Source organism: Paenibacillus odorifer (assembly GCF_000758725.1).
Taxonomy (GTDB): Bacteria; Bacillota; Bacilli; order Paenibacillales; family Paenibacillaceae; genus Paenibacillus_AQ; species Paenibacillus_AQ odorifer.
This window is the reverse complement of the sequence record NZ_CP009428.1, coordinates 2883224-2897816: the sequence shown is the minus strand read 5'-3', so window position 1 is coordinate 2897816 and position 14593 is coordinate 2883224. Positions and strand designations below refer to the sequence as shown.

General features: G+C 41.5%; 13 protein-coding genes. 1 reads left to right on the top strand and 12 read right to left on the bottom strand.

Translation table 11 applies throughout. The features are described from left to right. Positions 1 to 378: 378 nt before the first annotated feature. From PODO_RS12380 to PODO_RS12335, 10 genes are all read right to left on the bottom strand, one after another. Complete coding sequence (locus tag PODO_RS12380) at positions 379 to 981, bottom strand: response regulator transcription factor (protein ID WP_036686291.1); 603 nt, start codon at positions 979 to 981, stop codon at positions 379 to 381. Then, complete coding sequence (locus PODO_RS12375) at positions 981 to 2117, bottom strand: sensor histidine kinase (protein ID WP_036686290.1); 1137 nt, start codon at positions 2115 to 2117, stop codon at positions 981 to 983. The genes PODO_RS12380 and PODO_RS12375 overlap by 1 nt, the downstream gene beginning before the upstream one ends. A 159-nt stretch (positions 2118 to 2276) precedes the next feature. Beyond that, the gene (gene desA / locus PODO_RS12370) at positions 2277 to 3341 is read right to left on the bottom strand and encodes a Delta(5) desaturase DesA (RefSeq protein WP_036686288.1); all 1065 of its coding nucleotides are present in this window, start codon (positions 3339 to 3341) and stop codon (positions 2277 to 2279) included. Between the two features lie 142 nt (positions 3342 to 3483). Beyond that, positions 3484 to 4680, bottom strand: coding sequence for a hypothetical protein (locus tag PODO_RS12365; protein ID WP_038570407.1), 1197 nt, complete (start codon positions 4678 to 4680; stop codon positions 3484 to 3486). A gap of 14 nt (positions 4681 to 4694) precedes the next feature. Beyond that, positions 4695 to 6293, bottom strand: coding sequence for a response regulator (locus tag PODO_RS12360; protein ID WP_036686284.1), 1599 nt, complete (start codon positions 6291 to 6293; stop codon positions 4695 to 4697). 17 nt (positions 6294 to 6310) lie between these two features. Further along, a complete protein-coding gene (locus tag PODO_RS12355) occupies positions 6311 to 7630 on the bottom strand; it encodes an ABC transporter substrate-binding protein (RefSeq protein WP_038574400.1) in 1320 nt (439 codons plus the stop codon). Between the two features lie 61 nt (positions 7631 to 7691). Further along, positions 7692 to 9416 (bottom strand): cache domain-containing sensor histidine kinase, encoded by a 1725-nt coding sequence (locus PODO_RS12350; protein ID WP_036686283.1) that lies wholly within the window; start codon positions 9414 to 9416, stop codon positions 7692 to 7694. Between the two features lie 83 nt (positions 9417 to 9499). Then, on the bottom strand, positions 9500 to 10363 hold the full coding sequence (locus tag PODO_RS12345; RefSeq protein WP_038570403.1) for a carbohydrate ABC transporter permease: 864 nt from the start codon (positions 10361 to 10363) through the stop codon (positions 9500 to 9502). After that, positions 10360 to 11313 carry a carbohydrate ABC transporter permease gene (locus PODO_RS12340; protein ID WP_036686279.1) on the bottom strand — a complete coding sequence of 318 codons (954 nt, stop codon included), beginning with the start codon at positions 11311 to 11313 and terminating at the stop codon, positions 10360 to 10362. The genes PODO_RS12345 and PODO_RS12340 overlap by 4 nt, the downstream gene beginning before the upstream one ends. A 103-nt stretch (positions 11314 to 11416) precedes the next feature. Continuing rightward, positions 11417 to 12775, bottom strand: coding sequence for an ABC transporter substrate-binding protein (locus PODO_RS12335; protein ID WP_038570400.1), 1359 nt, complete (start codon positions 12773 to 12775; stop codon positions 11417 to 11419). A gap of 292 nt (positions 12776 to 13067) precedes the next feature. Between PODO_RS12335 and PODO_RS12330 the strand changes: the two genes are divergently transcribed. After that, positions 13068 to 13280 carry a hypothetical protein gene (locus PODO_RS12330; RefSeq protein ID WP_036686275.1) on the top strand — a complete coding sequence of 71 codons (213 nt, stop codon included), beginning with the start codon at positions 13068 to 13070 and terminating at the stop codon, positions 13278 to 13280. 78 nt (positions 13281 to 13358) lie between these two features. Here PODO_RS12330 and PODO_RS31490 read toward each other — a convergent pair whose 3' ends face one another. Both PODO_RS31490 and PODO_RS12325 read right to left on the bottom strand, forming a co-directional pair. Then, the gene (locus PODO_RS31490; RefSeq protein WP_169744764.1) at positions 13359 to 13520 is read right to left on the bottom strand and encodes a hypothetical protein; all 162 of its coding nucleotides are present in this window, start codon (positions 13518 to 13520) and stop codon (positions 13359 to 13361) included. A gap of 144 nt (positions 13521 to 13664) precedes the next feature. Then, complete coding sequence (locus PODO_RS12325) at positions 13665 to 14558, bottom strand: polysaccharide deacetylase family protein (RefSeq protein WP_038570396.1); 894 nt, start codon at positions 14556 to 14558, stop codon at positions 13665 to 13667. Positions 14559 to 14593: the final 35 nt, after the last annotated feature.

Below are 14593 nucleotides of genomic sequence, written 5' to 3'. Positions count from 1 at the left end.
GGAACATTTGGCGAGTGTTAACATCAAAATAACATTAAAAATTTTATTTTTAGCAGATTATATTGAATTTCATTAATGCGAATAAAAGAAATAGCTGCACTCAGTACAATTATAAGTATATTTTCTGCTTAGACAACTCTTTAACTGCATTCTCTACAACTATTTCCCCGAAAAATAATGGAAATGCCCTCTAAGCGAACTTTTAGATGTAAGAAATGCAACTAAATCGCATCTGCAGAGCATTTTATAGCATATAGTTGTAGGAAATACATCTATTTGCGATTGGTGAGTATAAACAGCGATCAGCGATTAGCGATCAGCGATTAGCTATTCACGTTTACAAGCTGCTTCTGCCAACTAATCGTTTCTTACCCACGCTCATTTAAACCAACCTTTTTCCTTAAATCGAGTGATTGCCTCGATGCGGTTACCTACATCCAGCTTATCTAGTATAACAGAGATGTAATTCCGGACTGTTCCCGTGGTAATGTACAATTGGCTGGCGATCTCTTTTGTATTTTTACCGTCGGCAATGAGTCCAAGTACTTCCTTCTCCCGCTGAGTCAGAGGATTAACTTCACCGCTGTAGGCTTCATCCATTAGCTCCGGTGCATACATGCGTCTGCCTGCCATCACATTACGTATCGAAAGTGCCAGTTCTTCACTTGGACTGTCTTTCAGCAAATAAGCATGAACTCCCGCCTTGAGCGCACGTTCGAAATATCCCGCACGGGCAAAGGTGGTTAATATCATCGTTTTGCAGCCGCTATTCTTCAGCGCTTCCGCAGCGTCGAGACCACTCATCGCTGGCATCTCAATATCCATAATACAGATATCCGGCTTATGCTGCTGAACCATCGCTACAGCTTCTTCCCCGTTGCTTGCCCGGCCCACTACCTTCATATCCTCTTCTAAATCCAACAAAGATGCCAGCGCTCCAAGGAGCATCCGCTGATCCTCAGCGATTACAATCTTAATCATTATAAGGTTACCTCCTGTTCCGGATGCTTAAATGCATTAGGGACCTTAATCACGATCGTAGTTCCCCCATCTTGCACGATATCCATACAGCCATTCACAAATTCAAGACGTTCCCGCATGCCTTGCAGCCCATGTCCTTTAAAATAAAGATCATTGCCCGGGATGCCGGTTCCATCATCTTTCACTTTAATGATCAGATCTGTACGCGTAGGTTCGATGATAATTGAGCAGGACTGTGCATTACTATGCTTCACAACATTTGTGACAGCTTCCTTAATACACATGCTGAGCACATTCTCCGTAATCAATGAAGTGTTAGAAAGTTTAGGATTGCCTTGCAAAACATAATCGATCTCCGCAGCCGCAAGAAACTGCTGAATATGAACGAGCTCGTCTTCAAGGCGAATGCCACGCATTCGCGTAATCATCTCCCGGACCTCTTTCAGTGCACTTCTCGCCGTCTGGCGTACATCATTGATCTCGGCTTTTGCTTGCGTCGGATTACTGTCGATAAGCTTTCCTGCCAAATCACTTTTCAGACCAATTAACGAAAGCTTCTGACCTAATGTATCGTGTAGATCACGTGAAATCCGCTGGCGTTCCTCGAGCTTAACCAATTCAGAGATTCGCTTATTAGCATCCTCCAATTGGTCTTGCAGCTTCCCTTGATTATTGCGGTTATAGGTACTGATTGGCAGCAGGATCACTGCAATCATACTGACAAGCACAAACGGAAGCTGGCTGATAAATACGGGATTACGCGACAGCAGCTCATAATTGATCGTAATAATCGTAGTCAGCAAATGAATGGAGTATAGGGTGAAAAACCCTACTCGATTCTGGATATTCCCAATAAAAAAGGCTAAAAAAAGCGCAAAATACATATATCCAAACAACAACGTCATCGTTATAGAGACAAGTATCTGCACGCTCGTCCAAAAATAAACTAACCAACCCTTGGAGACAAAAGAAAGCACATAACAAACAAAAAACACAGCGATCATCAAGATTCCCGAAACTACCTGGTAGGGAGAGGAGGACCGAAAGATGAAATAAAACGGTAGAATATAAAATACGACCCATACATAAGGGCTAAGACCTGTACTTTTATGAAAAATATGATGCCACTTCTGCATGTTCGCTCTCCTTTTTGCCATATGCCACTCACCCTATTCTAGCATAAATCCGGTAAAATCCGGTGAACCACAACGATAAAGAGAAAAAAGATTAGAGCGCGAATGAGTTCTCCGGCTCTAACCTTCCATTTTGCTGCTATTTGATTACAATGTGGACCATTATTCTCCCTGGAGTCTGGGCTTATGAACTTGCAGGACCTCGCCTGCTGTTTTAGGTTTATTTAATATGGACTTCATCTCTTTGAAACTGATGAAACGTTTATTTTCCTCATCCCAAAGACGGAAGTGAAGAGCCTTCAAGCTGGTACCAATCGTAATCGTTGTTGCTTTTTGTAGCGGTGGAGTCGCGTTATGCGCTTTTTCCAAATTATAGTTTGGCACCTTTGGACTTAAATGATGCACATGGTGGAAGCCGATGTTGCCCGTAATCCATTGCAGCACCTTCGGCAGCTTATAATATGAGCTGCCTTCAACCGCGGCCATCACATAACTCCATTCGGATTCATTCTCGAAATAAGAGTCTTCAAACTGATGTTGGACGTAGAACAACCATATGCCGAGAAACCCTGATACAAATGCTACAGGCAGCTGCACCATAAGAAATGCCTGCCAGCCAATAGCCCATATCAGCAAGCCATAAAGGGCTGCGATTGAAATATTCGTCAAATAGGTATTCATCCGCTCTTTGCGTCTAGCACCTTTAACATTAAAACGATACTGAATCATAAAAACAGCAATCGGTCCAAGACCAAACATCACGATGGGATTGCGGTAAATCCGGTAATATAGACGTTTCCAGAAGGAAGCTGCTGCGTATTCATCGACCGTCATAATCCAAATATCGCCGATCCCTCTTTTATCGAGATTACTGGAGCTGGCGTGGTGAATGGAATGACTATGTTTCCACTGCCGATAAGGAACCAGTGTCAGTACACCTGTGATCGTTCCGATAATATCATTCGCTTTACGATTCTTAAAAAACGATCCATGTGTGCAATCATGAAAAATAATAAAAGTTCGAATTACAAATCCTGCTGCAGGAATAGCTAACAGAAGGGTGAGCCAATAGGAAACGGATAAAGAGAAATAAGCTCCGCCCCATAACAGCACAAGTGGTCCTAAAGTATTGATGAGCTGTCTTATACTTGCGTTGCGGTCATTTTTCTCGTAAGGGGCTACACTCTTTTTAAGGCTGGAGAGCTGTGATGTCTGTTTTGTAGTCATCTATATCGTTTCCTCCTTGATGTGTCCGGCTAAGGATCTTTTCATCTACTCTAAGTATAGGCGATGAAGTATCATCCTATAAGTCATAAACATCAAGTAGAGAGTATGACAAATGTCATACTCTCATTCTAATCAATTTCCGTCAGCATTGCAGCCAACATCCATCTTCCTTCACTTCATATTGACCTTTGATCTCACCAATTCCATTAAGGATTAACGAATCTTTATTAAAAGTTGGAGGTTCATCTAATACTAAGTGCAGTTTATTAATATTTCGAAGGTCAGCTTTATAGTAGCTAATCACTGGCTTTTCCAGAAAATACTCCGCATCATTGATTTGGATTCGTAAATTATTCTTATGAATACATTTCTCATCTCCACCAATAATACCCATAGGATTAAAACCCGTAGATTTTATATCTCCTTCAATATACAGGTGGTACCCTTCAAGGCTGATAAAATCAATGAATTCCTTCTCCCTGATTGTTTTGACCGATTGCATAATTTCTTCCGTTTCTTTGCTGATGGATATCTCCTCGAAGGGAATGATGACTTGATCCACAAATTGCTTAAAAAACGCATATAAACTTAACTCCGACTTCATAAACTCTTCTTTCCAATCGGTGCGAAGCTCATCCAGCAGCAAACATATAAACAGTCCAGAACCATAGCAGCTTCTTCTAATATTTGCCGATGATTCAAGTTCATCTATTAAATACGAACTGAACTTCTGCAATACCTCCTCATTAGGAAGTGTGGATTTCTCGGCATAGGCATTTAATTCAACATACCAAGCGGGTCCTTCCATCGTTTCAATAAGATATTCATTTAGCACGTACTCCCCGAGCAGCTGTTCTCTTTGTTGACGTAAGGCAATAAATCTGTACATTGCTTGATTACGCTCTTCAATAGTAGCTGCCATTACACTAAGATATAAATGATGTCTTTCTTGAATCCGCAATTCCATATTTTCGAGGGATAAAGGGTAGGTAATCATCAATAATTCATCTGCATAACGTTCATCTCCCATTAGGAATTGATAACCGTGAAATAATTCGTGTACACAAATGGCGTACAAGTCTTCGAATTCTTCATGTAATTCCAGATTAACGATGGCTGTAGGGTGATCCTCATATAAAATGATTGTATCTCCTGAGAATTCATTACTCCAAGGAAGCAAATGTGGATGATATCCTACCGTTTTAAATTTGGGATGATTGTACAGATACACGTTATCCTTATTATAAAATGCAAAAGAAACAGCCTCGAATCCTTTCCAATATTTCTGCAGCTTATGGTTCGTTAAACACTTAACAATCATCTCCAAATGAAATTCCATCCCTTACCTCCTTGTTAATGGATCTGCTTAGTATGCTCTTCTCGGTATTCTGTTGGTGTTTGACCACTAGCCTTTTTAAAAACCTGTGTAAAATAACGCGGGTCCTGATAACCGACGAGAGGAGCTATCTGATACACTTTTACGTTGCTGCTCTGCAAAATATACTTCGCCCTCTCCATCCGGCAGTGTGTAACATACTCCAAAAAGGTATAGCCCGTTATTTGTTTATATAAAGTACAGAAATGACTGATACTGAGATCAGCCAGCTCCGCTACTTCCTCAATACTCAAATCTTTATGGTAATTACTCTCAATATAACGTTTCGCTTTCTCGATGGCGCTACGCGTATCCTCGCGATTCACAGGCTTGTTCCCTTGCTCCAATCGCACACCAAACTCTTCTTTCAGAGCAGAGATCACTTCATTTAAAGTGCCAAGATTGTGCATCTTACTAAGCAATCCATGTAAAGACCAATCTGAATTTATATTCAAATACTCATAATTTCTGTACAAAACAACGATCATTTCAACAAGAAGACGTTCAGCCATATCCTTAGGAACAGCTTGTGACTCAATAAATAAAGCAAGCTCATCAAATAAAGACCACATCCGGTCTCTATTTAAGGTACGTATACTTTCAATCAGCGCGGTTTCCAGCTCTTTTGGGTATTTCACCTCTTTACTGCTAGGGAACGATATCTCTTCATCAATAAAGACCCCGGCAAGACCCGAATAGAACCGTTGATATAAGGCCTTCGCAGCCAGAGGGTAAACCGTACTTAATTGATCAATGCCTTGTGTGGTGCGGCTGATGCCTACGGAACAAGACTGCTTAGAGTATCTCTTGATCCCCGCTATCAAATGTTCACCAAGTTCTCTTCTGCTGGCGCTTAAAGATCCAGGGAACAGTAGTATCCACTCTCCATTATGAAACGGGAAAACCGTCAGCACTCCATGTTCCAGTGACCATTCTTCCACAATATTGCGGATTGCAAACAGCCATAGCCGTTTTTCTTCTACACTCCATTGATTGCTCAGTGTGGAGTAATCATCTAACTGGACAACAGCCATGAAATAACCGCTCTCCAGTTCACTGTTCTCCAGCCATTTCAGATGCTCAAGCGGCCTTGCATTTCCCAAAGTGATTTCTGCAAACAGACGTTCACGTGCAAGCAGTGACAGCATCTGCACAGAATGAATCAGCTGATCATTTTGCTTCTGTTCATCCAGCTTGGTTCTCGCGCGGTTTAACATTTCAACCAGTTCATCATGATCGATCGGCTTCAATAAATAATCAAATGCGCCTTGACGTAATGCTTCTCTTGCATATTCGAACTCTCCGTACCCGCTTATAAAAATAAACACCAGCTTCGGATTTTTAGACAATACTTCCTTCATCAACGTAATCCCGTCAATTACGGGCATGCGAATATCACTAATCACGATATGTGGTGAAGTGTCTTCTATTAAGCGAAGAGCTAATTCTCCATTTCGTGCCTCTCCCACAATCTCCATCTGAAGATCATTCCATGGAATGGCTGCTTTTAAGCTACGAAGAATAATCGGCTCATCATCCACGATTATTACTTTATATTTCTCTTGTAACTCATCCATTCCCTGCACCTCCAGGATCATTGTACACTTGAGCTTTGGATCAAATTCCAATATTGAATGGAGGATGCCTGCACTTGCTTTAACGCTTGCTCAGCAGACATTTCTCCATTAATCATCTGTTCTATAACACTCAGGAACGTTTTTTTCACTTCTGGTGACAATACATTATCATAAGGGACAAAGCTCTTGCGGTTAACTTCCATCATATTCATGACTTGCGCGAATACGGGTCCTGTCTTCTCAGGATCAAAGGCGATGCGCATGGACGGAATTCTCAACCCTTCATATACAATCCGTGTCTGAACCTCCTGGGTGTAAAAAGCTTTCATGAGATCGAGCGCAGCCTCCCGCTTCGCTCCGCTTAGTTCGGAGGAAAGGCCGATGCCAAATGTATAACCGCCGGCTATCGAAGGTTGTTCCCCCTTCTTCAATGTGGGAAACGGAATAACACCTACCTCATTTTGAAAATCCGTAGGAGCTGCTGCGCCGGCAAATAAATTGATATCCCAGTTTCCGTTTAGATACATCGCAGCCTTGCCGCTCGTAAATAGTCCCACCGCATTTTCTGTGGATAACACATTTGATTTCGTGCTGAAGGCACCTTCTTTAATCCATTGCTCCAAGTGCTGAAAAGCCTTTAAATAGACCTCATTCTGAAAGCTGGCTTGATCTTCACCAGTAATTAGCTTCTCGATCAAGTCGGCGCCGGCATAACGATCCATTAAATAATGTGCAAAAATCCCTGCGGGCCAACGATCCTCGTTGCCAAGTGCAAATGGAATATACCCAGCCGACTTCAGCTTTAGTATGGCAGCATCAAGCTCTTGCAGCGTTTCTGGCGGCTTCAAACCCAGCTTTTCGAATATGGTTTTATTAAAATATAAGGGTTCAGCATTCCCTTCAATAGGCAAGCCATAAATATGGTTGTCAAAGGTCCAGAGATCCAGATCCTTGAATTGATTGGTCAGCGCATTCTCCCTGACGAAATCAGTCAGATCAATCAGGCGCTTAGAGCGCACATATGGCTCAATTTCCGCTCCACCGAACAAAACAAACATATCTGGCGGGGTGCCAGTAACCATCTCGTTCTTCAGCTTTTGATCACGGTGCAACGTCTGATCTAAACCTTCAAAGTTAACTTTCACATTTGGATGTTCTGATTGATATTTGTCCACGATATCTTCATAAATAGTCAACAGTGGCCGATCATGCTCTTTAATCCAGAAATGACGGAAAGTTAATGTGATTTTTTCTGGTGAATCATCTTCAATGGGTTCTTGCTTTCCTAAAGTTATAAATAAAACAGCACCCGAAATCAGCACTAGATATAACCACATCCAGCCCCATTTCAATAACCATTTTTTGATAACAATCTCCCCCTTCTTTCCGCACGGTCGATTACGGCAGTATTTTTGGTATTCGGATTCGGATGGTTGAACCAAAGCCGGGGGAAGAACACACTAGTATGCCGTATGGACTGCCGAATCGAATATTCAAGCGTTCATGCACATTTTTAAGCCCCACGCCGCTATCACTGTATTTCTTCTGAGCACTTCCCTCGTTATCCCAAAGACTCATCATCTTGGCAAGGTCAAAGCCGGGGCCGTTATCTTTTACGATAATGATCATATCCGTGCCCATTTCATAGGCCGTAATCTCAATGATCCCTGGGTCCTCCATCTGCTCAATCGCATGATACAGCGCATTCTCTACAATCGGCTGAACGATCAGCTTTTGTGTCATGAACGTCTTAAGACCATCCGAAAGATCTATGATATACGAGAATTTATCTTCAAAACGAAACTTCTGGATATCCAAATAATGACGGACATGCTCGAACTCCATATGCAGCGGAATCAGCTCCTGATTCTGACTGATGCTGATTCGCAGCAGCTTGCCGAGTGAGATGACCATTTTGCTAATATCTTTATTGCCTTGCAGCACTGCCATCGAATTAATCGATTCAAGTGAATTATAAATAAAATGAGGGTTAATCTGCGCCATTAGCGCTTGCATTTCTGCTTCCTTCTTACGTCCCTGCTCAGTCTCCACCTGCACAAGCAGCTCATTGATCTGCGTGCTCATCCGATTAAAGCCATCAATCAGCAAATCACTTTCATCATCAGCACGATAGGGTGTAGTGATCGGTGTAAATATCCCCTGCTTCACCCGCTTCATCCCGTTAACCGCACTATTAATACTATGAACGAGCCTCCGTACGAAATAGCGGTCGAACAAAATGGCGGACAACAGCGAAACAGTACTTAAAATAATCGCAATATTCCGGATGGATACAGATTCTGACGAGATTAGATTCATAGGTGTAATGGCTACTAAATACCAGGCTGCATTATGAGAAGGTAGGAAGGTTATAAGTGATTTTTCCCCCTGATAGTTGTCGATGTAATAGTCATGTTCTTTAGCATAATCATTTTGTAAAAAGGGGAAATCTGTGCGTTGTCCAATATGTTCACCGGATTTATTAAAAACAATATTTCCTAGCTTGTTGACCAGCAAAATATCTCCCTTCTTGAGGGTTGCTGCTTCCCAGAAAATCTGATCCAATAAATCAGGTTTTACATTAACAACCAGATATCCGATATCTTCGAGAGAATATGAATCTTTGATTACTCTTGCTTGTACAAGTACCGGATTGCCGGAGATCTCCGAGCCATTTTCTCCCGGTCCTGACCACACGGGCCGCCCTTCGGCGCCCTCCATCGCGTCAAACCAGCTTTGTCTCTTCAAGTCCTCAAAGGACATCGATGCATTGTATTGATAAATTAAACGATCTTTACTATAAAAACTAAATGAAGTAATCATCGGATGATCAATAAGATAACTGCTAAGCTCCTGCTTTCGATCATAAGTGATTACAAAGTTCTTCTGCTTCAGTGATTGCTGAACAACCGGCTGCGTAATTTTTGAATTCGTGATCGAGGTGATTTCACTAAGCGCGAATTTAAGCTTTCGATCCGTTTCAAGCAGTGAAATCCAGTAGAAGTTGCTTGATTTTTTCTCCATTGCATTAGAAAAATTAACGTAAGTGACGATCCCCATCAGAATAACCGGAATAAAGACGAGAAGAATAATAGCGAACAAGATTTTACGGCGGAGTTTCATGATATTCCCCTTCCCCCTGCTGTCTCTGTCCTCTAGTATTCTTCACAAAACCGCCTATTCCCTGTAAAGATCAAAAAGTAAGATCAGCTCTTAATAGCTCCAGAAGTAAGTCCAGCAATCACCCAGCGGCTAAATAACAGGAATACAATCAGCAGTGGCAAGGTTGCCGTAAATGTTGCTGACATGATCATTCCGTAGTCTAGACCATCGCGATTGGAGAACAGCTGCTGGAGCGCAATTTGAATTGTGAAATGCTCTTGATTCTTCAGTACCACTAAAGGCCAGAAGAAGTCATTCCAAACGGTCATAAAATTCAGTATACCTAGTGTTGCCATAGCTGGAGTAATGACCGGGATAGCGATGTTCCAGAAGATCCGGAAATGTCCGCCGCCATCGATCCGACCTGCTTCAATCAATTCCGTATGTACAGCTGTAGTGATATACTGCCGCATCCAGAAGATCCCGAAGGCATTAACCATCGCTGGGACAATAAGTGCCTTGAAAGAGTCAATCCAGTGGAGCTTGGCCATAATTACGTAAGTAGGTAATACACCAAGCTGCTGAGGCACAAATAATGTAGCAATTACAAAGTAGAACAGAAAATTTTTAAACGGAAATTCATATTTGGCAAAGGCATAACCTGCCAGTGTACAGAAAAACACGACTGATATTGTAACCATAGATGAGACAAATAAAGAGTTGCCCAAGGCTTGAAAGAAGTCTGTTTTGTCCAGTACCCGCTGGAAATTCTCAAAAAATTGGTCTCCAACCGTAAGTAAAGGTGGCACATGGAATACTGCGCCTCTGTCATTAGTGCCAACTACAAACATCCAGTAAAAAGGAAAGATGGACACGAGCGCACCAACAATCAGCAATAGATAAAATCCTAACTTGCCGATGATCCCTAGATCATCCGGATCTTTTTTAAATACACGCAGCGTACTCACGCTTTACCCCCTCCCGTATCTCCACCCATGCGATTTGAGACCAGCATATTGAGGACAGAGAAAATAATCGTGACCAGGAACAGCAAGACTGCCGTAGCTGCTGCCGTACCAAAAAATCCGTTGCGGAATGCTTCGCTATACAAATAAGTAACCATAGTGATTCCTTCCTGACGTGTAGATCCAGTTCCCGCTTGGCCCAAAAATACATAAGGCTCAGTGAACAGCTGCAAGGCACCTATAGTAGAAAGCAAGGTAACAAATACAATGAATGGCTTCAATAGCGGTAACGTTATAAAGGTTAGCTGTTGTCTTCTGTTCGCACCATCAATACGAGCCGCTTCATATAGATCCGTAGGGATGCTTTGCAATCCTGATAGAAAAATAATGGCATTATACCCCGTCCAGCGCCACATTACCATCGTAGAAATCGCGATTTTAACGCCCCACCAACCAGAGTTGAAGGCCATACTATCTAATCCCAAGCCGTTTAGAATCCAGTTGATCATTCCGTTGTTGCCAAACAGTGTACTGAACACGAGCGTAACCGCAACGATAGACGTAATATTAGGCATAAAAAATAAAACCCGGAAAGTCTTCTTAAAGCGAGTCATCGCTGAATTCAGCAAAACAGCAATCAATAGAGCTAGTAATATCTGTGGAACAGTACCCATAAGCCCCATAATTAAGGTGTTGCTAAAAGAAATCCAGAAAGTCGGATCACTTGTGACCAGATCATAGTTTTTCCACCCTACAAATTTCATAGGATTCAGGGCATCCCATTTAAAGAACGAGAGATAGATCGTGAAAAAGATCGGATATAGTCCAAATATCGAGAACAGAATAAAAAAGGGCGAAATAAATGTGTACGCAGTGATGCGGCTCCTTCTTTGTTCAGTTAAAAAGCGGCGCTTGCTCTCGGCATGCGGACTTGAAATAACAGGTTGTGCCATGTCACACCTCCAGGTAATCTAACGTGTAAATCCGAATTCACAGAGAATGTTTCACTCTATGAATCCGGACCTTCTAGAAATTGAATTTCAAAAGCTTGAAATCTTAGCTGCGTTCAGCCAATGTTTTCGCTTGTTTTACTGCTTCGTTCCATTCTTTGGTCGGATCTGCTTTTTTCTCCAACACATTTTTCAATGCGTTTTTGAAGAAAGTATCGGTTTGGTCATGAAGCGGACCGTAGTATACAGGTTTTACCCGGTTTGCTGCTTTACCGAATTCTACAGCGGTTTGTTGTCCACCGAAGAAATCATCTTTGAAATCTACGAATGCAGGATCTTCATACAGGGCAGGAATGGAAGGCATAAGTCCTTTGGTTTTGAAAGATTCCAGTTGGTTTTCCTTGTTATCCATCCATGCGATAAAGTCATAAGCTTCTTTCGAGTGTTTGCCTTCTTTTGGCAGCGTCAGGAACGAGCCACCCCAGTTACCAGCACCTTCAGGGAGCTGAGCAATTTTCCATTTCCCAGAGGAGTCTGGAGCATTACTCTTAACATTTCCTGCCATCCAAGCTGGTCCCATAACTACTGCAAATGAACCGTCGTTCATACCTTGACCCCATTCAGGAGACCAGAGCATAACATTGCTGATCCAGCCTTCTTGAATACCTTTAACCGTGAAATCATAAGCTTTTTTGACTTGCGGATTGGTATTTCCAATAAAGCTGCCATCAGCTTTGCTGAAATAGATTTCATCAGCAGATTGGTCACGCAAAGCATTAAAGGTAAGATCCGTAAGGTCTACAAATGGTTTGCCTGTTTTTTCTTTGAAAGCTTTGGCAACAGCTGCGAACTTATCCCAAGTATCAATAGCAGCGCCGAATCCTTCGGAATCACTTGGCAGTCCAGCCTCTTCAGCCAAATCTGTGCGGTAATATACGACCGTTGGGCCGATATCTGTTGGAAGACCCAGCTGGAAGCTGCCATCTACGGAAGATGCTTGTTTCCATTTCCAATCCAGATAGTTGGCTTGAATATCTTTGGCACCCAGATCATTCAGGTTATAGAACTTGTCCTGAGCGTTGATGAAACGTTCCATGAAACCGATTTCAAGTTGGAAAATATCAGGTGCACCCGATCCGGCCGACAAAGCAGTGGTCAAATTATTATGGTGAGCGGTTTGGTCACCGGTATTTTGTACTTTTATCGTAATGTTTGGATGTTCCTTAGTGTACTCCTTCGCTAAATCCTCGTAGTTCACGTTGCCCAGCGTCCAGAAAGAAAGTTCGATTTTCTCAGCCGGTTCTGTACCCTCATCTTTAGTGGGTTCACTAGTGCTTGCTGCGTTGTTACCTGTATTTTTGTTCGATGTGTTGTTGTTCTCGGCGTTGTTGCCTCCGCATGCTGCCAGTGAACCTACGAGCATGATAGCGACTAACGATAGCGCCAAGTGTTTTACTTTATTCATTCCCCTGTACCCCTTTCAAAGGTTTCTCTTACAAGAATTAGTGTACAGGGTTTAAATTCTTTTTTTGAGGAGGTAAACTTCCGATTTATGGTGGAAATAATTACGAAACGCGGAAAAGCTCAAACAAATATTTCGTACAGGCCTATACCTGCTAAGGAGGGAGTATAGAATTTTGTCCAATTATGTTCCTCACAGGATACATGTACTTCATCTTAAATTGGATTTCTTGTGCTTCCGCAGGTATACTATTTTTATTTCTTACTTCATTACATGATCAAAGGAGTTATTCCCCATGCCAATTAATCGCCCGCTGCTAACCGACAGCGATTTCCAAGAAGCCGTTGACCGCAAATTACCTGTTCGTGTATTTCAGGACGATCATTTAGTAAATTCAGGAGCTACCGTTGTCCGCTTCACTGATTTCGATGTTGTTATTCAATCTAGAGTTAGTGATCTGACTTACTACTCTCGCAAGAGCTGCGAATTTTTTGAGGTCAGACCCTAAAGAAAGCCGGAATGCAATGATCTCTAAGATCATCGCGTTCCGGCTTTCTTTAACAAACATAGGTTATAGCTTTCATACTTAATTTTTGTTGTAGGTGCTGTACACTTTCATTTTCTCATTCAGAACTTCCTGGAAACTCATTCTCTTCTTGTCTGCTTTCCCTTGCTTGGGATTGACCACGGGTTGAGGTCTAAAAAACTGATGATTGTAAGCCATAAGATTATGTACGATCACATTCATTGGATTTCAACCTCCTTCCGTGATGTTCCTGAATTTTGCATTTCTGCTTAATTACTTACGGCTTATTTACCCAGCTTCGCCAAAATTTAAACAGTTTTATCAGATTCATATTAAAAAATGAAAAAGTGCACTCTTTACAATATGCTAAATACATCTTTGTAAATCACGTATGTCTTTCCACGAAATAAGTTTAATCTCCTCATTGATAATCAATTGCTTAATTTCAATATCATTTAGAAGAAGATATTCCAATTCTCTTTCTGTATAACATTTCGTCATTGCTATTAATTGATCTGTTATTTTAGATGGATGTATAGTTAACTGTGTTATTCCAGGTTTTAAATTCTTTAACAATTCAGTTAATCTCATTTTCATTTTGCTATATTCCGCAGCAGGGTAAAAACAGTAAGGAAGAGAAATTATATCATCGATTAAGAAAATCCCCCTTTCTTTTGCTGAAGAAATTCTTTTTTGAAACAATCTCAACTGATCATTATTAAAAAAGGGTTGTTCTAATATCCTAATAGGTAAATTAAAGGGTAAGCGGTACTTTTCACACAAATCAAATATTATTTCTAAAAAATCTCGCCCAGTGTATAACCCCATAATACTCCCCCCATGACTATCCAGATGAGTTGGATCAATGTCTTGTACGATTGCACTTTGGATTTGCGATTCTAACTCTATTCTAATCTCGTCATCAGCAGCGTTTCTTTCCAGAAGAGTGGCATCTTGATGAAAATACCCTTCATCCGTAATTAAGCTACTCAAGATTTTTTCTTTGAATACTGGTTGATACGGATATTTCTCGCCGCTCGTTAGCGTTAGATGAATTCCAATATTCTTTATTCCTTTCCAATTAATTATCTTCATAGCGTCACTTGATTCTGTGCAAGGCATCATAATAGATGTAGATGTTATAGCTTTTCCTTCAAATAAGTTAACAATAGCTTCATTAGTTCCTTTAGTTATTCCGAAATCGTCGGCATTAATTATTAACAGACGGTCGTCAGCCGCAAAGCCTAATTTTCGAATCATAAACCTTCCCCCTATTACTGAATGATTTAACAAAA